Below are 19,246 nucleotides of genomic sequence, written 5' to 3' on the forward strand. Positions count from 1 at the left end.
CCCGACCCGCGAGGGTTGGAATCCCCCGCGTCTCTCGCGGGGGAGGATGTCAACTGAGCAACTCCCGTTCGATGGTTGGGTGGTCGGGCGGCTCGGGTGGTCGGGCGGTCCGGTGGCCTGGCCGTCCGGTCAGCCCGGATCACGCGGGTCCTTGGGCAGGAGGCTGTCGTTGAGCAGGCCCGAGATCCGCTGGGCGCTGCGGCGGGCCTCCAGGTGCAGCCGGCCGACGTTGACGTCCGGGTGCGCCAACAGGGTCAGCACGCAGCTGCCGCCGGCCGCGTAGGTGGCGACGTAGCCGTGCTCGCCGCGCACCAATGACTCCCTGAACTCGCCCTGGCCGGTGGTGTCGGCGAGGCGCTGGGCCAGCGAGAGCGAGGCCGCCGTCATCGCGGCCAGTCCCGACGGTTCGGTGCCGTGGGTGTCGTGCGCGACCAGCAGGCCGTCCACGCTGGCCACCAGGCCGCCCGCGAGGTGCGGGACGCGGTGCTTGACGGCGCGGAGTTCCGCGAGCAGCTCGGTCTCCAAGGCGATCAGTTGTCTCCTTCCGACACGCTGCTTGAGCGCCCGCCTCATGGCCGGGACGGCGGGGTCGCGGGCGGGGAGTGGGTCAAAGTCGGGCCTCCAGAAGGTCTCGGACCCGGGTCAGCAGCGCGATGTCCGGGTCGGGGACGGTCAGCGGGTGAGCCGCTGCCGGGGTGGGCTGGCGTTCGGGGCGGGCGGTGGCTCCCGCACCGGCCGGCGTCGCCGTGGCCGACGGAGCGGCGTCGGCGGCTACGGCGCTGCGCAGGGTGGCGCCTGGGATCCGGCGGTGCAGGCCGCCGGGCGGCCTGCCGTGATCGGCGGCGACGACCGGCGGGGCTGACGCGGACGGTCGGCTCGCGACCGGTTGCTCCGACTGCACCGACTGCACCGCAGACTGCTGGGCTGGAACGGGCTCAGCGGTCGGCGGCGGGGCGGTTGGCGGCGGCACTGCGGCCGGCGGAGCGGCCGGCCCCGGAGCGTTGAGCAGCCCGGCGGCGGCCAGGCGGCGGACGTCCGCCGTGACGCCGAAGCCGGAGCGGCCCAGCAGGCGAGCCAGGTCCGCCGGGGTTCTTCGGCCGTCGGCCTGGTCGAGCAGCTCGCGGCGTCGGCGGCCGGGCGGACGGTGGGACGGCCTGCGACTGCGCTCGACCGGGCGGACGGGCGCGGTGTCGAGCTGCGCCCAGGGCCAGATCCGGTCGAGGAGTCGGCGTCGGCGTTCGACCTCGCGGCGGAGCCGGTCCGGGTCGACCGTCGCGACCGGTCCGAGCCAGTGCCGGACCTCGGGTTCGAACCGCCAGAAGCCTCCACCGGAGTCGGCGAGGACGAAGAAGGCGGCGTCGAACAGCGTTCCCAGATGACCGAGTTCGAGCTCTCCCCGGGTCAGCAGGCGCCGTTCGATCAGGACGTCGCCGACGCTCCCCTGCGGACCGTGGACGCGGACCAGCTCCGCCCAGCTCTCGGGGGTGATCCGGCCGGTTCCGATGAGCAGGTCGGCCAGTCCGGGCGCCCGGGGTGACTCGGCACCGACCACTTCTCCGTCGAGCAGGTGGAGGCTGCCGAGCGGGCCGTGCAGGGCGCCGGTCGCTCGGCGGTCGGCGAGCAGGGCGAGGGCTTCGCCCGGCGTCCTGGGCGCAGTCCGGTCCGCCGGGGGCGGGGCGGTGCTGGGGGCGACGGTCACGCGGGCCACCGCCGGGAGGCGGGCGCGGAGACGCGTGTGGAGACGGGTGCGGTTGCCGGGACGGCCACGGGAACGGCTGCGGATGCGGGAACGGCCGCGGGCGCGGGGCCAGGCCCGGCTCCGGCCGGGGGGCCGGCCGTCGGGTGGACCGGCGGCTGAAATGCGACGGTCGGGATGGGCGGATCGGGCGTCACGGGCGTCGCGTTCACCCCAGCACCAGCTCCTCGGCCAGCGCCTGGAGGCGGAAGCGGGCGGCGGCGAGGTTGCCCGCCGTACGGTCCAGCCAGAGGTGGAGGACGAGCCGGTTGTCGAAGACGGTGTCGATGAAGCGGATCAGGTGGTAGCTGCGGCCGGCGGTGACGATGATGTCCTCCAGCGGGGACCGCCGGTCCTCCGCGACCGTGAAGGTCTGACTCTCAACCGCCGCCCGCACCAGGTCCGTTGCCTCGGCAGCGGAGGTCTCGTGCTCGCCGGTCGGACTGTCCCCGAGGCTGCCGAGGGCGAGCCCGCTGCTCCAGTCGACCAGGCTCGCGGAGCGGGCTCCGGCGATCGCCATCGCTCCGGAGAGGCATTCGTCGATACCCGGCACACCGGCTCCTTCGCGGGATCTGGCCGGCCGGGCGCTGCACGGCACCGGCCGGGTCGCCACCAGCAGTGGCAGGTTCGACACGGAAGGCTACTGCCGGGATTCCGTATGACGAACATTCCAATGGCATATTCACATCATTAGTGACCAGTTCCAGCCAAGGTGTGACTGCGCGCCATGCCTGCCTGCCGGGCAAACCCGCTGGCCGGTCGATCGTTCGGGAACGGCGCTCGGCGACCACCTGGCACGGGACCTTGGCCGATAGCGGGCCGCACCGAAGGGTTTCGAGCCCGGAAGTGCGATAAGGGGAGGCGGCTGCGAGGGCGAGCGCATGAGGGTTGCTCATGAGGGTTGCTCATGAGAGTTGCTCATGACGAAGGGGCCCGTTCCGTTGGACGGAACGAGCCCCTTCTGTGGAGCGCCAGGCCCGGGTCGCACGGACTCTTCCTACTGAAAGTAGGACGTGCTCTGGTAGCACCGCTGACGCCTGTTCGAGAGATCCCCGCTTGGAAGATCATTTCCTCTCGACGGGAAGAACAGTAGCAGCTCATCGCGCCTGGTCAGAAATCGTTCGGCCCGGCTCAGGCCTCGCTCAGGCCTGGCTGATCGCCTGGCCGACCGCCTCGGCGAGGAGGCGGTAGGAATCGAGCAGCGCGGTGCGGTCGTAGGTGCTGGTGGTGACCAGGAACTCGTCCGCGCCGGTGCGCTCCACCAGGGCGGCCAGTTCGGCGGCGGCCTGCTCGGGGGTGCCCGCGATGTGGCCCTTGAGCGACTGCTCGTAGGCGGACCGCTCGCGTTCCGACATCGCCAGGGCCCGGATCCGGGCGGCCGGGGCCAGCGGCGGGAACTCGCCGTGGGTGCGGGAGTACGCGCCGGACCAGGCCTCCGGGACCAGCAGCTCGCGGGCCCGCTCGGCACTCTCGGCGACCGCGACCGTGCCCGAGACCACCACGTACGGCTCGGCGGCCTGCGCGGAGGGGCGGAACCGGGTGCGGTAGCGGTCGATGGCCTCCAGCATCCGGCCCTCCCCGCGCGGGGCGGCGATCACCAGCGGCAGCCCGGCGTCGGCGGCCAGGTCGGCGCCCGCGCCGGTGGCCAGGACGAAGGCCGGGACGTGCAGGCCCTCGGCCGGCCGGGCGTGGACACCCCGGTGCACCCGCTGCGAGCCGTCGAAGTAGCCGAGCAGCTCGGCCAGCTGGGCGCCGAAGTCGTCCGCGGCCTCCTTCTCCCGTCCGAGCGCCCGCCGGACACCGTCGGTGAACCCCACCGAGCGCCCGAGCCCCATGTCGATCCGGCCGGGGAACAGTGCGGCGAGCACTCCGAACTGCTCGGCCACCACCATGGGCTGGTGGTTGGGCAGCATCACCCCGCCGGTGCCGACCCGGATCCGCGTGGTGGCCGCCGCCACCGCCGCGGCCAGCACGGTGGGTGCCGAACCGGCGACCCCCGGCACCCCGTGGTGCTCGGACACCCAGAACCGGTGGTACCCGAGCCGCTCGGCCTCGCGGGCCAGGGCCACCGTCTCCCGCAGCGCCCGGGCCGGCTCCTCGCCCTGCCGGGTGCGGGAGCGGTCGAGCACGGAGAGCCTGGTCACGGGCGTAGCGCTGGTCACGTCCGAGGACAACGCCCCTCTTCGACGCGGGCATTCCCCGGTCGGGGCGGGTACGGCTCAGGCGCCCGCGCCCGGGGCGGCAGGCGACGATCCGCCGATCGTCGCCCGCCGCCGGGGGCGGGCCGGGCGGACCCCGGGGCGAAGCCCACGGTGGCCTCAGTCGGTCACCGTGAACCCCCGGGCCGCGCCCAGCCGGTGGAGCGAGGCCTGCCCGGGGATCCCGTCCGCCGCCCCCGCCTCGTACCCGCAGCGCCGCTGCCAGGCCGCGTACGCGGTGACCGTCCGGCTACCGAAGGAGCCGTCCGCCCAGCGCTGTTCGAGCAGCCCCTCGTCCACCAGCGCCTGTTCCACGATCGCCACCTCGGCCCCGTACGTCCGGTGCCCCTGCTCGGCGCCCGGGTCGGTGCGGGCGGCCGCCGCGACGTGGGCGACCGAGACGGTCCGCTGTCCGGGCAGGTAGCCGAGCAGCCGGTTCAGCGATCCCTCGCCGGGGACGCCGTCGGCCGCCTGTCCGGTGTAGCCCAGACTCCCCTGGTAGTCCGCGTAGTTCTCGGTGTCCGCGTCCGTCCAGTCCGGGCCCGGGCCGGAACGGTAGTGGGAGCCGAAGCCGCGTGCGACGAGCGCCCGCCCGACCGTCGTCACCTGGTAGCCCCGGGCGCCGTAGCCGTACGGCAGGCCGTTGATGGTGACCTGGTAGCGGGCCGGCGTCGGGTCGGCCGGGGGCACCGGGTGCTGCTGCGAGGGCGGGTCGGCCGGGGAGCCGGGGCCGGCCGCGAGGTCGGGCCAGGAGCCGGGGTCGGTGTGGTCGTTGTACGGCACGTGGGCGTGTGCGAACCAGCCGCCGCGGGTCTCCCACACCTGCTCGTCGCGGTGGCCGGAGAAGTCCGTCGGCCGGCCCATCGGCCAGACGTCGGGGACGCCCCAGGAGGCGATCCAGCTGTGGATCCGGTCCCAGCCCGCGCACGGGGTGTCGACCAGCCGGGGGTAGACCCGGCCCTGGTAGCGGCAGTAGGGGAAGAACACCGCCTCGATCTGGATCACCACCCGGCCGGCCCGGTTGGTGCGGGTGGGGCTCTGGGCGGGGCTGAGCAGGCTCTTCGAGCGGGAGTCGGCGGGGAACAGCTGGGCCGTGCGGCCGCTGAACGGGTCCCAGACCAGGTGCGGCGCGTCGCCGGCGCCGGCGCCGGTGAAGTAGCTCACCAGGTCCTCGTAGGGGCACCAGTCCTGGGGCGCGGCGGCGGTGGCGTTGCGGTCCCAGGTGATGTGCGCGATGGCCTTCGGCGGGTACTGCTGGTCGGTCGGCGCGTGGTCGCCGAGGTCGTGGATCTCGGCACCGGGAAGCCACAGTTCGGGCATTGCGGTCTCCTCCGAACGGCAAGAGGGCATCACTTCCGGTATCGGCAGGTCCGGGCGCCGGATTGACTGCCGGACCGCCCCCGGAACGCGACGCGCCGCGGTGAACCACCCGTAACCGCCCGGCCGTTCGACCCTGCGAGGGGGATTCGTCCTCGCGTGCGAACCGGCTGCCCGCACTGGGCCGGGCGGGCGGGCGGAGGGGGCGCATTCCACCCCGCCGGGGGCCCGCTGTCAATCGTTGACATCAAAAGTGGTCTAGTCCACCGTGGTCCGGCGGGCCGGTCGAGGCCCGCACCAGGGGTGCCGGCGCGCCTGCGAGCAGGCTCAACTCGCCACGGTGGCACCACATCTGACGATTCGATGGAGAACCGGAACCATGCAGAGAGTCTGCCTCGCGCTGCCCACCATGCGGCCCTGCCCCGAGACCATCGCGGAACTCGCCGAGGAGGCGGCCTACGCCGTCGCGACCTTCGGGGTCGAGGTGCACCTCCTCGTCCTCGACACCACCGACGCCGCCGAGTTCGCGCAGAACGCGGCCGCCGTGGCCGCGTTGGAGCCCACCCCCGGCGTGGTCGTCCACCACCTCGGCGAGGCGCAGCAGCGGAAGTTCCTGCGCCGGGTGGCCGAGCGCTCCGGCGCCGCCGACCCCGAGCTGCTGCTCGACCTGATGCTCCCGCGGGCCGTCGCGTACGGCTCCTGCGTCAACCGGCTCTTCCTGGCCGCGGCCGCCCTGGGCTGCACCTCGGCACACCTGCGCAACGACGACGCCGACTTCCAGGTCGTCGACGGCCGGAAGGTCTTCCCGATCCACCACGAGCTGCTCTCGGTCGGCCGACCGGCCGGCGAGGCGGTGGCCGGGGTGTCCCGCTCCGCGCTCGACCCGGCCGACGCGGACAAGCCGGTGATGCTGGTCAGCGGCTCCTTCATCGGCGAACTCTGCGTGGACATCAGCGAGATCCACGCGTTGGACCCGGCCGTCTACCGCGAGGTGGTGCGCCTGTGGGCCCCGCCGGTGTGGTCGGAGGAGGAGAAGGACGCGATGGTGGACGTCTCCTTCAAGGGCGCCGGCTCCGAGCCGTTCGGGGCCGACGACTCCGTCCTCAGCGTGCCCGACATCTGGGACGTCTACATGTGCAACACCGCCCTGGACCACCGGGCCTACGAGGCGCTTCCGCTGCTGCCCTCGACCGAGACCATCGGCAGCGACTACGCCTTGCTGCACGCCCTGGTCCACGCCCGGCTGCCCGGCGTCACCCACAACCGCCACATCGTCAACTACTACACGCCCGAGCGTCGCACCGGCGCCGGGTTCGTCTCCTACCAGCTGCGGTTCGTCAAGTTCCTGCTCTCGATGCTGTACCTGTACCCGGTCTACGGCGGGATGATCGACCTCGGCCGCGCACTGCTGGACGAGCGGCACGGCCTGCGGGTCGAGCCGCTCCTCGACCTGGTGCGCGGCAGCGTCGACCGGGACCGGTCCGGGAACGAGCACTGCCTGGACGTCCTGGACCGCTGCTACCGCAAGCTGGGCGGCAAGTACGCCGAGCTCGCCGACGTGGTGGCCGGGCGGCGGCAGCAGCTCCTGGACGAGGCGCGGGCGGACGCCGAGCGGTGGGCGGTGCTGATCGAGGCCTGGGCGGCGCTGGTGGCCGCCGCCCGCGCCGAGGGGATCGGCCCCCGCGCGGCGGGCAGCGAGCCCCGGGCGGAGGGGCCGGGCGCGTGAGCGAGGAGCTCAGGATCCGCCTGCTGGACGAGCAGGACTGGGACTCCGTCGTCGCCCTGGAGCACGCCGCCTACGCGGCCGACGGCCTCTCCGAGGGCCGGGAGGCGCTGCAGTCACGCGCCCGCAGCTCGCCGGACACCTGTTTCGTGCTGGAGCGGCACGGCACCGTCGTCGGCTACCTGCTGAGCCTGCCGTACCCGCCGCTGCGCTGCCCGGACCTCGGCCAGCCGGAGGAGACGGTGCACCGGTCGGCCAACCTGCACGTGCACGACCTGGTGATCGCCGAGGAGTTACGCGGCCGGGAGGTCGCGCTGGGGTTCATCCGGCACTTCCGGGAGCAGGCGGGCGAGCAGGGCTTCGAGCGGATTTCGATGGTCGCGGTGCGCGGGGCGGACATCCTGCTGCGGCTGCTGGGCTACCGGGCGCACCGGGAGGTGGCGGTGCCGGCGTGCTACGGGCGGCGCGCGGTGTACATGTCCATGCCGGTGGGGTGACCACGGCCCCGGCTCTGTCCGGGAGAGGTTGCAGTTGCGTCTCCGTTCCGTGTCGGCGGGGTTCGGCGGGGGTACGAAGTATCCCTCCGTCCGGGATCGTGGAGGCAACGACTCGTGCGGCAAGGGGAGTTGCCATGGGGGACGGTCGCGGGATGGTGCCCGAGGTCGTGGAGGCGCTGCTGGGCGGCGGGCCGCACCGGGCGGTGGCGGACGTGGTGCGGGCGCGGCTGCGGATGGTGCCGGAGGGGGCGCGGGCGCTGACGCAGGCCGAGGCGGGCCCGCAGGACGTCCGGGCGCGGGCCCAGTTGACCGCCGCCGTCGCCCAACTGCTCGCCGCCGACGAGGCGTTCGCGCAGTACCTGGCCACCACCGCGCTGGGGCGGCCCGCCGATCCGCCGACGGTCCACCTGCGGGCAGAGCCGCCCAGCACCATCCAGTTGCGCACCGGCCCGCCGTCCGCGCCGGCACCGTCCGAAGAGCCGCGGTCCACGAAGTCGCAGTCCGCCCAGCGGCCGGCGGGCCCGACGACCGTCCAGCTGCGGGTCGGCCCGGTCGACGCCCGGGCCCGGGCGCTGGCGGCCCGGCGGGGCAGCGCCGGGATCGTGGTGGCGCTGGTCCTGGTCCTGATCGCCGCGCTGGTGGCCGTCGCCGTCCACCTGGGCTCGCGGCCGCTGATGAAGCCGGGCGGGCCCGGTCTGGCGCACGCCGCGCAGCCGCTCGGTGACCCCGCGGTGGCGCAGGGCGTGCTGCCCGACGCGCGGGCGATGCCGGGCGGCTGGCAGGTGCAGAGCGGGCCGGAGTCGGGGACGGGCAGCTCCGGTTCGGTGCCGTGCCTGCTGCCGGACGCCTGCGAGCGGCAACTCGCCTACGCCACCGTGACCTTCGGCGCCGCCCCGGTGCAGACCGTACGGTTCACCGCGGTGACCTTCGCCTCCCCCGACGCGGCCGCCCAGGCCTTCGACACCACGCGCGACCGCACCGCCGGGGAGGACTCGGGCGCCGTGGCCCTGCCCTCGATCGGCGACCAGAGCGCCGTCCGCACCCGGGGTTCCTCCTCGGCGGTGGCCCTGGTCCGGGTCGGCGGCGTGCTGCTCCTGGTGCACGACGACGGGCTCGGCGCCGCCGTCACCGCGCCCGGGCTCACCGCTTTCGCCCGGCTGCTCGCCGACCGCGCCCGGCAGGCCCAGGACGGCCGCACCCCCGACGCCACCGCGTCTTCCTCTACAGCCTGACGGTCAGGGCCTGTTGAGGTAGGCGAGGACCGCCAGCACCCGCCGGTTGCCGTTCTCGTCCTCGGTGAGTCCGAGCTTGCCGAACATCGAGGTGGTGTACTTGCTGATCGCGCTGTCGCTGAGGAACAGCCGCTGCGCGATGGCCTGGTTGGACAGCCCCTCGGCCATCAGGGCGAGCACCTCCGACTCGCGCTCGGTGAGCCGGTCGAGCCGCCGGTTCGAGGGGGCGGAGGAGACCAGTGCGGCGATGACGGCCGGGTCCATGGCCGTCCCGCCCCTGGCGACCCGCTCCAGGGCGTCGACGAACTGCTCGCCGTCGAACACGCTCTCCTTGAGGAAGTAGCCGATGCCACCCGCGCCGTCGGCCAGCAGCTCGCGGGCGTACAGCTGTTCCACGTGCTGGGAGAGGATCAGCACCGGCAGCCCGGGCACCTCACGGCGGGCGGCAAGGGCGGCCTGCAGGCCCTCGTCGGACTGGGTCGGCGGCATCCGGACGTCGACGACGGCGGCGTCCGGGCGGTGGGTCAGCAGGGCGTGCAGGGTCTCGGGGCCGGTGGCCGCCGTGGCGACCACCTCGTGCCCGTAGGCCTCCAGCAGGTGGACCATGCCGTCCCGGAGCAGGTAGAGGTCTTCGGCTACGACGATTCGCATGGCACCATCATCGTCGCTCGGGTCGGTCCGCCCTCCGGGCTGGTGATCTCCAGCGTGCCGTCGAACACCGCGAGTCGGCGGCGCAGGCCGGCGAGTCCGCCCTCGTTGCCGATCACCACCGCGCCGCGGCCGTCGTCCTCGACGTCCACGACGATGCCGGTCCCGCTGTGGCCGATGGTGATCCGCACGCTGGTCGCCCGGGCGTGCTTGGTCGCGTTGGCGAGCAGTTCGGCGACGCCGAAGTACACGGCGGACTCGATCGGCGGCTCCAGGCGGAACTGCCGGTCGGCGGTGACGGTCACGTCGAGCGGGCTGTTCAGGGCGAGCGCGTGGACGGCGTCCACCAATCCGCGCTCGGTCAGCACCGGCGGGTTGATCCCCCGTACCAGGTCCCGCAGTTCGGACAGCGAGCCGGCGGCGCCGGCCCGCGCCGCCCGCATCAGGGCCCTGGCCCGCTCCGGGTCGGTGTCCATCAGCTTCTCCGCCGTGGCCAGCGAGAGCCCGAGCGCGACCAGGCCGGCCTGCGCGCCGTCGTGCAGGTCGCGTTCGATCCGGCGGATCTCGGCGGCCTGGGCGACCGTCACGTCCGCGCGCTGGGCGGTCAGCTCGTCCACCCGCTCGGCCAGCAGCATGGCGTGCGAGGGGCCGAGGAAGCGGACGGCCACCGGCTCCAGCAGCCGCCAGGCGTACGGGGCGCAGGCGACGGCCGCGATCGCGGCCAGCGCGCCGAGGAGGCGGGCGACGGGCTCCGGCCCGGCCAGTGCGAGGACCGCCGCGGCCAGCGCGGCCGGCGGCACGGCCGCGACCAGGCCGGCCGTGAACGGCACGAGCACGGCGAAGCGCAGGTCGCGCCAGGTGGCCGGGTCGCCCCACCGGGTCCGCCAGGCCTGGTCCAGCTCGGCGTCCCGGCGGGTGCGCTCGTAGGAGTGCCCGTTCCACCAGTAGCCGGTGGACATCCGGGTGAGCGGCCGGGGCTCGCGGTAGCCGGCCGGGACGGCCGTGCCGGTCCACCGCTCGACCAGGAAGCGGACGGCCCGGCAGACCGGGCGGGCCAGGGCGAGCGTGCCGGCGCCCACCACGACCGCCGGCAGCAGCCACGACCACGGGTTGGCCGGCCCCCAGTCGATCCCCAGCGCCACGGCGCCGACCCACACCGCCGGGATCAGCAGGGTGACCGCCGCCACCGCGCACGCCCGGACGAACCCCACCCCGGCGCGTACGCCCCAGGCAGCCGATCGTCTGATCATCCCCGCTCCTCGACCTCCGTCCGATGCCCCCACTCTGCACCAGCGTCGGCCCGCCGAGGCCCTGGTCAGCGCGGAAGTGTGGCCCGCCCCACCCCTCCGTGGGCCCAGGCCCCGCACCCGTGCCCCGGCCGTGCCGACGGTCGGGCTGTCGCCCGAATGCGTGTATCGCTCTCTTGACTGGCGTCACCAACACGCCATACTGGCCTCACTCCCCGCTCGCACGACGAGGTGCCGCCCATGGAGCTCTCCCCCTCGGCGCACGTGGACACGTTCTGCCGAGACCACCTCCCACCCTTCGAGCAGTGGCCAGAACTCCTCTTCGAACTACCGGAGTTGGCCTATCCCGACCGCCTGAACTGCGCCGCCGCCCTGCTCGACGACACCATCGCCAGACTCGGACCGGACCGCCGCTGCCTGGTCACCCCCACCGAACAGTGGTCGTACGGCCGGCTGCGCGACCAGGCCGACCGGATCGCCCGCCTGCTGACCGAGGACCTCGGCCTCGCCACCGGCAACCGGGTCCTGCTGCGCGGCCCCAACACCCCCTGGCTGGCGGCCTGTTGGCTCGGCGTGCTGAAAGCCGGCGGGGTGGTCGTCACCACCGTGCCGCTGCTGCGCGCCGCCGAACTGACCGCGCTGCACGGCATCGCGCAACCCGTCCTCGCCCTGTGCGACCACCGCTACCTGGACGAGCTGCACCGGGCCGCCACCCCGGGCCTGCGCGTCCTCGCGTACGGCGGCAGCGGACCCGACGACCTCACCACCCGCTGCGCCGCCAAGGCCCCCGGCTTCACCGCCGTCCCGACCGCCGCCGACGACGTCGCCCTGATCGCCTTCACCTCCGGCACCACCGGCCGCCCCAAGGCCACCCTGCACTTCCACCGCGACGTGCTCGCCAACGCCGACACCTTCTCCCGCCACCTGCTCAGCCCCACCCCCGACGACCTCTTCGCCGGCACCCCGCCGCTCGGCTTCACCTTCGGCCTCGGCGGCCTGCTGGTCTTCCCGCTGCGGGCCGGCGCCGCCGGACTGCTGCTGGAGCAGGCCACGCCCGAGCAGCTGGCCGAACAGGTCCGCCGGAACCGGGTGAGCGTCCTGTTCACCGCGCCGACGGCCTACCGGGCGATCCTGACCGCCGGACTGGCCGACCGGCTGGCCGGGGTGCGGCGCTGCGTCTCGGCCGGCGAGCCGCTGCCCGCGGCCGTCTGGCAGGCCTTCCACGCGGCCACCGGACAGCGGCTGATCGACGGCATCGGCGCCACCGAGCTGCTGCACGTGTTCATCTCGGCCGCCGACCAGGACATCCGCCCCGGCTCCACCGGCAAGCCCGTGCCCGGCTACCGCGCCGCGATACTGGACGGCCGGGGCCGCCCGGTGCCGGACGGCGAGCCCGGACTGCTCGCCGTCAAGGGCCCGACCGGCTGCCGCTACCTGGGCGACGAGCGCCAGCTCGACTACGTCCGGGACGGCTGGAACCTCACCGGGGACACCTACGTCCGCGACCGGGACGGCTACTTCTGGTACCAGGCACGCAACGACGACATGATCGTCTCGTCCGGCTACAACATCGCCGGGCCCGAGGTGGAGCAGGCGCTCGCGGCCCACCCCGACGTGGCCGACTGCGCGGTGGTCGGCGCGCCGGACGAGCGGCGCGGCTCGGTGGTCAAGGCGTACGTGGTGCTGCGCGCGGGCGTGCCGGCCGGGCCCGGCACGGTCCGCGCCCTCCAGGACCACGTCAAGCGCACCATCGCGCCGTACAAGTACCCGCGGATCGTCGAGTTCGTCGCCGAGCTGCCGCGCACCGCGACCGGCAAGCTGCACCGCGCCGAACTGCGGCGACGGGCCTCGCCGGCACCGGCACCGGCACCGGCCCCGGCCCCGGCCCCGGCCAGCGTGACGATCGAGCGCCGGGTCGAGTGGTCGGACACCGACGCGGCCGGGCACTACCACTTCTCCGCCGTGCAGCGCTGGGCCGAGGCGGCGGAGGCCGCGCTGCTGCGCCGGCTCGGGCTGGCGGAACTGTTCGGGCGGATCCCCCGAGTGCACTTCGAGGCCGACTTCCGCGAACGGCTCTGGTTCGGGGACGTGGTCCGCACCGAGCTGCGGGTGATCCGGGTCGGCGGCTCCTCGCTGCACTACTCCTTCGAGGTGCACGGCCCGCAGGGGCCGGCCGCCAGCGGGCGGATGTCGGTGGTGCACGCCGCGCCGCACACCAAGGGCGCCGAGCCGTGGCCCGCGCAGGTGCGCCGGGCGCTGAGCGAGGCCGGGCCGCAGCAGCCGGAGGTGCTGGGATGAGCGCCGCCACGAGCCCCGCCGTACCCACCCCGGCGCACCGGATCGCAGTGATCGGCGCCGGCCCGGGCGGGCTCTACTTCGCCGCCCTGGCCAAGCAGCTCGCACCGGACCGGGAGATCACCGTCTTCGAACGGGACGCCCGGGAGGACGAGTTCGGCTTCGGCGTGGTCTTCTCCGACGAGACCCTGGACGGCATCGCCCAGGCCGACCCGCAGGTCTTCGCCGCGATCAGCGCCGAGTTCGCGCGCTGGAGCGACATCGACATCCGGTACGCGGGCAAGGTCCGCACCAGCGGCGGCCACGGCTTCGCCGCCCTGGACCGCAACCGGCTGCGCGCCGTCCTGCGGCAGCGCTGCGCCGAGCTGGCGGTGGACGTGCGCTACCGCACGCCCGCCCCGCCCGTCGGGCAACTGGCCGCCGAGTACGACCTGGTGGTGGCCGCCGACGGCATCCGCTCCGGCACCAGGGCGGCGTACCCGGACGCCTTCCGCACCGAGGCGGAGGAGCGGCACTGCCGCTACATCTGGCTCGCCACCGACAAGGTCTTCGAGGCCTTCACCTTCATCGTCGAGCAGTTCGACTTCGGCGTACTGCAGGTGCACGCCTATCCGTACAGCGCCACCCGCTCCACCTTCATCGTCGAGATCGCCGAGGACGCCTGGCACCGGTCCGGCTTCGAGGCCTTCGCCGCACGGGAGTTCGGTCGCGGCGAGAGCGACGTGGCGAGCGTGCGGCGCTGCGCCGAGCTGCTGGCCGGCCACCTGGACGGCCACCGGCTGATCCCCAACGCCTCCCGCTGGATCCGCTTCACCACGGTGCGCAACGCGAGTTGGCGCCACCGCAACGTGGTGCTGCTCGGCGACGCCGCCCACTCCGCGCACTTCTCGATCGGCTCGGGCACCAAGCTGGCGCTGGAGGACGCCCTGGCCCTGGCCGCCGCGCTGAGCGAACAGCCCACCCTGGACGGGGCCCTGGCGGCCTACGAGGCCGAGCGGCGCCCGGTGGTGGAGTCCACCCAGCGCGCCGCCCAGGCCAGCCTGGAGTGGTTCGAGACCGTCGGGCGGCGCACCGGGCAGGACGTCGACCGGTTCGCCTTCAACCTGCTCACCCGCAGCCGCCGCGTGACCTACGACAACCTCCGGGCCCGCGACGCCGCCTTCGTGGACGCCGTGGACACCGCCTTCGGCGGCTCTCCCGGGATCCCGCCGATGTTCCGGCCGCTCAAGCTCGGCGCGCTGGAGCTGCGCAACCGCATCGTGGTGCCGCCGATGGCGACCTTCACCTCCCCCGACGCGCTGCCCAGCGCCTTCGACCGGGCCCAGCTCACCGGGCACGCTCTCGGCGGCGCCGGGCTGGTCCTCGCCGGGATGACCGCGGTCAGCCCCGAGGGCCGGGCCACCGACCACTGCCCGGGCCTGTGGAGCGGCCACCAGGAGCAGGCCTGGCGCGAACTCCTGCAAGCCGTACGGTCGGTGAGCGACACACCGATCGGCATCCAGCTGACCCACGCCGGCCGCCGCGGCGCCAGCGCCGTCCCCGGACCGGACGGCATCGGCCGCCCGCTCGCCGAGGGCTGGCCGCTGCTGGCCGCCTCGCCGCTTCCCTGGGACACCGACAGCCCGGTGCCGCACGAAGCCAACGACGTCCGACTGGCCGCCGTCACCGCGGACTTCGCGGCCGCCGCCGAGCGGGCCGCGCGGGCCGGATTCGACGTGCTGGAGCTCCAGTTCGGCCACGGGCACCTCGTCTCCTCCTTCCTCTCCCCGCTCACCAACCGCCGCACAGACCACTACGGCGGCCCGCTCGCCCACCGGCTGCGACTGCCGCTGGAGGTCCTGGCGGCGGTGCGTTCCGCCTGGCCGGCCGGGCAGCCACTGCTGGTACGGATCTCGGCGAGCGACTGGGCACCCGGCGGCACCACCGAGGCCGAGGCGGTGGCGATCTGCCGTGCGCTCGCCGAGGCCGGGGCCGACGCGGTGGACGTCTCCACCGGCGAGGTCGTGGCACAGCAGCGGCCGCCGTACGGGCGCGGCTACCAGACGCCCTTCGCCGAGCTGATCCGCACCGCCACCGGCCTGCCGACGATCGCGGTCGGCGCGATCTCGGGGCCCGACGACGCCAACTCCGTCCTGCTGGCCGGGCGCGCCGACCTGGTCGCGGTCGGCCGGGCCCAGCTGTACGACCCGCTGTGGACGCTGCACGCCGCCGCCGAGCAGGGCTACACCGGGCCCGGCGCCCGCTGGCCCGGCCCCTGGCGGGCGGGCAGCCGCAAGCCGCCGGGCCCGGGCGCCGACCGGGTCGCCCCGCGCCTGCAGCTGCTGCGCGAACCGCCCGCACCCGTCCACCGCCGCTGGCTGTCGACCCCGCCCAAGGGGTGGGCTCGGCCCGAGGAGTGAGGAGGAACCATGCCCCACCTGCCCAGGTTCACCGCCGCCGCCGTGCAGGCCGCCCCCGTCTACCTGGACCCGGCCGCCACCGTCGACAAGGCCGTCGAGCTGATCCGGGAGGCGGCCGGCCACGGCGCCGAACTGGTGGTCTTCCCCGAGGTGTTCGTGCCCGGCTACCCGTACTGGAACTGGACGATGAACCCGGTGCAGGGCTCGCCCTGGTACGAACGCCTGTACCGCGCCGCCGTGGACGTGCCCGGCCCGTACGTCGAAACCCTGCGCGCCGCCGCCCGGCAGGCCGGGGTGGTGCTGGTGATCGGCGTCAACGAACGCGGTCGACACAGCCTCGGTGTGCTGTACAACACCCTGCTGGTCATCGGCTCGGACGGCGAACTGCTCGGCGTCCACCGCAAGTTGGTACCGACCTGGGCCGAGAAGCTGACCTGGACCCAGGGCGACGGCAGCACCCTGAAGGTGCACCGCACCCCCGTCGGCCCGCTCGGCGCGCTCGCCTGCGGCGAGAACACCAACACCCTGGCCCGCTTCACCCTGCTGGCCCAGGGCGAACTCGTCCACGCCGCCTGCTACATCGCCCTGCCGGTCGCCCCCGAGGACTACGACATGGCGGAGGCGATCGCGCTGCGCGCCGCCGCCCACTGCTTCGAGGGCAAGCTGTTCACGGTGGTCTCCTGCTCCACCCTCTCGCCCGAGATCGTGGACCTGATCGCCGGCGAGGACCAGCAGGTCCGCAAACAGCTCGCCCGCCCGCGCAGCGCCCTGTCCGGGATCTTCGGCCCGGACGGCCGCGCCGTCACCGAGCCGCTGGTGGACGAGGAGGGCATCGTCTACGCCGAGATCGACCTCGGCCGGTGCATCCAGCCCAAGCAGATGCACGACATCGTCGGCCACTACAACCGCTTCGACGTCTTCCGGCTGCACGTGGACGACCGCCCGCTGCGGCCCCTGGTGTTCCCCGCAGACGAGGAGGAAGGCGCATGACCGAGCAGAACGACGACCGGATCGGCCGGGCCCGCGTCACCGACAGCCCGGAACTGCTCGCCTACTACGAGGAGTTGGCCAAGCACGAGGCCGGCGCCCTGTGGACGGTGGCGAACGAGATCGAGCCCTGGTACCCGCAGCCGAAGTCCGTCCCCGTGCTCTGGCGCTACGCCGACCTGCGCCCGCTGGTGCGCAAGGCGCTGCCCCTGGTGAAGGCCGACGAGGCGGGCCGCCGGGTGGTGATGCTGGTGAACCCCGGGCGCCGCGAACTGAGCGCCGCCGTCGGCCTGTTGTACACCGGCCTGCAGATCATGGGCCCCGGCGAGGCGATGACCGCGCACCGCCACCAGGCCTCCGCCCTGCGCTTCGTCCACGAGGGCACCGGCGCCTGGACCGTCGTGGACGGCCAGAAGCTCAAGGTCGGCCCGCGCGACTTCGCCATCACGCCCAACAACACCTGGCACGAGCACGGCAACGAGGCCGACGACGCCCCGGTGATCTGGCAGGACGGCCTGGACATCCCGCTGGTCAACACCCTGGACGCCAACTTCTACGAGGTCCACCCGGAGCTGTACCAGCGCCCCGGCCCGGTGGTGAACTCCTCACTGCTCAGCTACGGCGGCAACCTGCTGCCGTACGGCTCCGAGAAGTGGACCAGGCCCTACTCGCCGCTGTTCGGCTGGCCCTGGGAGCCCAGCTACGACGCGCTGTGCCGACTCGCCCGCGCCACCGAGGGCTCGCCGTACGACGGCGTCATCATGGAGTACACCAACCCCGTCACCGGCGGCCCGGTGATGCCGACCATGGCCGCCCACCTCCAACTGCTCCGCCCGGGCCAGGCCACCCGCGCCCACCGGCACACCGGCTCGGTGGTCTACACGGCGGCCAAGGGGCGCGGCGTCTCGGTCGTCGCCGGGCAGCGCTTCGAGTGGCAGCAGGGGGACATCTTCGTCGTCCCGTCCTGGGCCTGGCACGAGCACGCGAACCTCGACCAGAGCGAGGACGCCTGCCTGTTCTCCTTCAACGACTTCCCGGTGATGCACTCGCTCGGCCTCTACCGCGAGGAGGCCCACCCGGACGCCGACGGGCACCAGCCCGCCATCACCGGCTGACACCCGACGCCCGACGCGCGACACCCGACACCCAGTGCCCGACGCCCGACGCCCGACGCCCGACCAGGAGAACCACCACCATGCACCTGCTGACCTACTGCACGGACGGCGACGACACCCCGCGCCTCGGCGCACGTCTCGCCGGGGACCGGGTCGCCGACCTCACCGCCCTCGCCGCCGCAGCCGGGGTCCGACTCCCGGACAGCCTCCTGGAGTTGATCCGGGCCGGGGCGCCGGCCCTGGCCACCGCGCGCGAGCTGATCGCCGGCACGCCGGCCACCCGGCCGCTCGCCGAGGTCCGGCTGCTCGCCCCGCTGCGCCCCGGCAAGATCGTCGGCGTCGGCCTGAACTACGTGGAGCACGTGGCCGAGTCGCACCGCACGCTGGACACCGAGCGCGAACTGCCCGACCGCCCGGTCCTGTTCGGCAAGCCGTCCACCGCCGTCACCGGCCCGGGCCAGCCGATCCGGCACAACGCCGACCTCACCAAGCAGCTCGACTGGGAGTGCGAACTCGCCGTGGTGATCGGCGAGCCGGCCTTCCAGGTCGCCGAACCGGACGCCCTGCGGCACGTGTTCGGCTACAGCATCGTCAACGACATCAGCGCCCGCGACCAACGCCGTTCCGGCCAGTGGTTCTTCTCCAAGGGCCAGGACAGCTACGCGCCCTTCGGCCCGGTCGTGGTGACCGCCGACGAGATCCCCGACCCGCAGCGGCTCGACCTCTCGCTGAAGGTCAACGGCCGACTGCGGCAGGACTCCAACACCCGCCACATGCTGTTCGGCATCGCCCGGCTGATCGCCGACATCTCCTCCGGCATGACCCTGGAACCCGGCGACGTGATCGCCACCGGCTCCCCCTCGGGCGTCGGCGCGGGCATGGTGCCGCCGCAGTTCCTGCAGCCCGGGGACCTGGTCGAGGCCACCATCGAGCGGATCGGCACGCTCGCCAACCCCGTGGTCGACGCCCGCTGAGCCCCACGCCCGTATTACGCCGACGCCCGTAGAACGCCGACGCCCGCCGAAGGGAGCGCCACCGATGCCGACGTACCGGATCGGCCAGATCGTCCCCAGCTCCAACGTCACCATGGAGACCGAGGTCCCCGCCCTGCTGCGGGCCCGCGAGGCGGTCGCCCCCGAACGGTTCACCTTCCACTCCAGCCGGATGCGGATGACCAGGGTCACCCCCGAGCAGCTGCGGGCCATGGACGGCGAGTCCGACCGCTGCGCTGCCGAACTCTCGGACGCCCGGGTGGACGTGATCGGCTACGCCTGCCTGGTCGCGGTGATGGCCACCGGCCCCGGCTACCACCGCGAGGCCGAGCAGCGGCTGCACCGGCGCACCGTCGAGAACGGCGCGCCCGCCCCCGTGGTCACCAGCGCCGGCGCCCTGGTCGCCGGGCTGCGGACGCTCGGCGCCGAGAAGGTCGCGATGGTCACCCCGTACCTGCGGCCGCTGGCCCGGACCGTGGTCGACTACCTCGCCCGGGAGGGCATCGAGGTGCTCGACCACGCCGCCCTGGAGATCGCCGACAACCTCGACGTGGCCGCCCACGACCCGGCCCGGCTGCCTGCGATCGCCCGCGGCCTCGCGCACGCCGACGCGGACGCCGTGGTGCTCTCCGCCTGCGTGCAGATGCCCTCGCTGTCCGCCGTCGAGGAGGCCGAGCAGCAGTTGGGCAAGCCGGTGGTCTCGGCCGCGATCTGCACCGCCCACCAGCTGCTCCGCGCCCTCGACCTGCCAGCCTTCGCCCCCGGCGCCGGGCACCTGCTCTCCGGGGCGTACGCGGAGGCCTGAGTCCGAGGGCCACCGCTATGATCACGACCGGCCACCCGGTCACCGCCGGCCGACCG

At 74.2% G+C, this 19,246-nt stretch carries 15 protein-coding genes and 2 pseudogenes; 10 read left to right on the forward strand and 7 right to left on the reverse strand.

Annotated features, from left to right (window positions below; translation table 11 throughout):
* Positions 1–129 precede the first annotated feature (129 nt).
* The 5 genes from CRP52_RS03450 to CRP52_RS03470 form a co-directional block, all read right to left on the reverse strand.
* A complete protein-coding gene (locus CRP52_RS03450) occupies positions 130–525 on the reverse strand; it encodes a roadblock/LC7 domain-containing protein (RefSeq protein WP_306458828.1) in 396 nt (131 codons plus the stop codon).
* Positions 526–607: 82 nt separating this feature from the next.
* Positions 608–1,699 carry a hypothetical protein gene (locus CRP52_RS03455; protein WP_097235029.1) on the reverse strand — a complete coding sequence of 364 codons (1,092 nt, stop codon included), beginning with the start codon at positions 1,697–1,699 and terminating at the stop codon, positions 608–610.
* A gap of 205 nt (positions 1,700–1,904) precedes the next feature.
* Positions 1,905–2,288 carry a hypothetical protein gene (locus CRP52_RS03460; protein WP_097235030.1) on the reverse strand — a complete coding sequence of 128 codons (384 nt, stop codon included), beginning with the start codon at positions 2,286–2,288 and terminating at the stop codon, positions 1,905–1,907.
* 589 nt (positions 2,289–2,877) lie between these two features.
* Complete coding sequence (locus CRP52_RS03465; protein ID WP_097235031.1) at positions 2,878–3,897, reverse strand: MsnO8 family LLM class oxidoreductase; 1,020 nt, start codon at positions 3,895–3,897, stop codon at positions 2,878–2,880.
* A 156-nt stretch (positions 3,898–4,053) separates the two neighbouring features.
* Complete coding sequence (locus CRP52_RS03470; RefSeq protein WP_097235032.1) at positions 4,054–5,253, reverse strand: peptidoglycan-binding protein; 1,200 nt, start codon at positions 5,251–5,253, stop codon at positions 4,054–4,056.
* Positions 5,254–5,629: 376 nt separating this feature from the next.
* Between CRP52_RS03470 and CRP52_RS03475 the strand changes: the two genes are divergently transcribed.
* The 3 genes from CRP52_RS03475 to CRP52_RS03485 all read left to right on the forward strand — a co-directional run bounded on the left by CRP52_RS03475 (position 5,630) and on the right by CRP52_RS03485 (position 8,702).
* Positions 5,630–6,976 (forward strand): DUF6271 family protein, encoded by a 1,347-nt coding sequence (locus CRP52_RS03475; protein ID WP_097235033.1) that lies wholly within the window; start codon positions 5,630–5,632, stop codon positions 6,974–6,976.
* Positions 6,973–7,470 carry a GNAT family N-acetyltransferase gene (locus tag CRP52_RS03480; RefSeq protein WP_097235034.1) on the forward strand — a complete coding sequence of 166 codons (498 nt, stop codon included), beginning with the start codon at positions 6,973–6,975 and terminating at the stop codon, positions 7,468–7,470. Before CRP52_RS03475 ends, CRP52_RS03480 begins: the two co-directional genes overlap by 4 nt.
* A gap of 134 nt (positions 7,471–7,604) precedes the next feature.
* Positions 7,605–8,702: a hypothetical protein gene (locus CRP52_RS03485; RefSeq protein ID WP_097235035.1), complete on the forward strand. Its 1,098-nt coding sequence runs from the start codon at positions 7,605–7,607 to the stop codon at positions 8,700–8,702.
* 3 nt (positions 8,703–8,705) lie between these two features.
* On the opposite strand, the gene CRP52_RS03490 is transcribed toward CRP52_RS03485, so the two are convergent.
* Together CRP52_RS03490 and CRP52_RS03495 are read right to left on the reverse strand one after the other, a co-directional pair.
* Positions 8,706–9,353, reverse strand: a complete 648-nt coding sequence (locus CRP52_RS03490) for a response regulator transcription factor (RefSeq protein ID WP_097235036.1) — start codon at positions 9,351–9,353, stop codon at positions 8,706–8,708.
* Positions 9,338–10,600: a sensor histidine kinase gene (locus CRP52_RS03495; RefSeq protein WP_097235037.1), complete on the reverse strand. Its 1,263-nt coding sequence runs from the start codon at positions 10,598–10,600 to the stop codon at positions 9,338–9,340. The genes CRP52_RS03490 and CRP52_RS03495 overlap by 16 nt, the downstream gene beginning before the upstream one ends.
* 237 nt (positions 10,601–10,837) lie before the next feature.
* Between CRP52_RS03495 and CRP52_RS03500 the strand changes: the two are divergent.
* From CRP52_RS03500 to CRP52_RS03525, 7 genes and pseudogenes are all read left to right on the forward strand, one after another.
* Positions 10,838–12,457, forward strand: a pseudogene (locus CRP52_RS03500) (AMP-binding protein); the annotation flags it as partial.
* A gap of 93 nt (positions 12,458–12,550) precedes the next feature.
* A pseudogene (locus CRP52_RS39140) lies at positions 12,551–12,895 on the forward strand (acyl-CoA thioesterase); the annotation flags it as partial.
* A complete protein-coding gene (locus CRP52_RS03505) occupies positions 12,892–15,291 on the forward strand; it encodes an oxidoreductase (protein WP_097235038.1) in 2,400 nt (799 codons plus the stop codon). The pseudogene CRP52_RS39140 and the gene CRP52_RS03505, both read left to right, overlap by 4 nt.
* A 9-nt stretch (positions 15,292–15,300) precedes the next feature.
* Positions 15,301–16,281, forward strand: coding sequence for a carbon-nitrogen hydrolase family protein (locus CRP52_RS03510; RefSeq protein ID WP_097235039.1), 981 nt, complete (start codon positions 15,301–15,303; stop codon positions 16,279–16,281).
* On the forward strand, positions 16,278–17,393 hold the full coding sequence (locus CRP52_RS03515; RefSeq protein ID WP_097235040.1) for a cupin domain-containing protein: 1,116 nt from the start codon (positions 16,278–16,280) through the stop codon (positions 17,391–17,393). Before CRP52_RS03510 ends, CRP52_RS03515 begins: the two co-directional genes overlap by 4 nt.
* 80 nt (positions 17,394–17,473) lie before the next feature.
* Entirely contained in the window at positions 17,474–18,367 is an 894-nt protein-coding gene (locus tag CRP52_RS03520; RefSeq protein WP_097235041.1) for a fumarylacetoacetate hydrolase family protein, read from the forward strand.
* A gap of 64 nt (positions 18,368–18,431) precedes the next feature.
* On the forward strand, positions 18,432–19,190 hold the full coding sequence (locus tag CRP52_RS03525) for a maleate cis-trans isomerase family protein (protein ID WP_097235042.1): 759 nt from the start codon (positions 18,432–18,434) through the stop codon (positions 19,188–19,190).
* Positions 19,191–19,246: the final 56 nt, after the last annotated feature.

This window comes from Streptomyces sp. 1331.2 (assembly GCF_900199205.1).
Classification (GTDB): domain Bacteria; phylum Actinomycetota; class Actinomycetes; order Streptomycetales; family Streptomycetaceae; genus Kitasatospora.

What these genes read in the sequence shown, in the direction of transcription:
- CRP52_RS03470 (WP_097235032.1), bottom strand. Translation starts at nt 5,253, where the DNA reads ATGCCCGAACTGTGGCTTCCCGGTGCCGAGATCCACGACCTCGGCGAC.
- CRP52_RS03475 (WP_097235033.1), top strand. Translation starts at nt 5,630, where the DNA reads ATGCAGAGAGTCTGCCTCGCGCTGCCCACCATGCGGCCCTGCCCCGAG.
- CRP52_RS03485 (WP_097235035.1), top strand. Translation starts at nt 7,605, where the DNA reads ATGGGGGACGGTCGCGGGATGGTGCCCGAGGTCGTGGAGGCGCTGCTG.
- CRP52_RS03490 (WP_097235036.1), bottom strand. Translation starts at nt 9,353, where the DNA reads ATGCGAATCGTCGTAGCCGAAGACCTCTACCTGCTCCGGGACGGCATG.
- CRP52_RS03495 (WP_097235037.1), bottom strand. Translation starts at nt 10,600, where the DNA reads ATGATCAGACGATCGGCTGCCTGGGGCGTACGCGCCGGGGTGGGGTTC.
- CRP52_RS03505 (WP_097235038.1), top strand. Translation starts at nt 12,892, where the DNA reads ATGAGCGCCGCCACGAGCCCCGCCGTACCCACCCCGGCGCACCGGATC.
- CRP52_RS03510 (WP_097235039.1), top strand. Translation starts at nt 15,301, where the DNA reads ATGCCCCACCTGCCCAGGTTCACCGCCGCCGCCGTGCAGGCCGCCCCC.
- CRP52_RS03515 (WP_097235040.1), top strand. Translation starts at nt 16,278, where the DNA reads ATGACCGAGCAGAACGACGACCGGATCGGCCGGGCCCGCGTCACCGAC.
- CRP52_RS03520 (WP_097235041.1), top strand. Translation starts at nt 17,474, where the DNA reads ATGCACCTGCTGACCTACTGCACGGACGGCGACGACACCCCGCGCCTC.
- CRP52_RS03525 (WP_097235042.1), top strand. Translation starts at nt 18,432, where the DNA reads ATGCCGACGTACCGGATCGGCCAGATCGTCCCCAGCTCCAACGTCACC.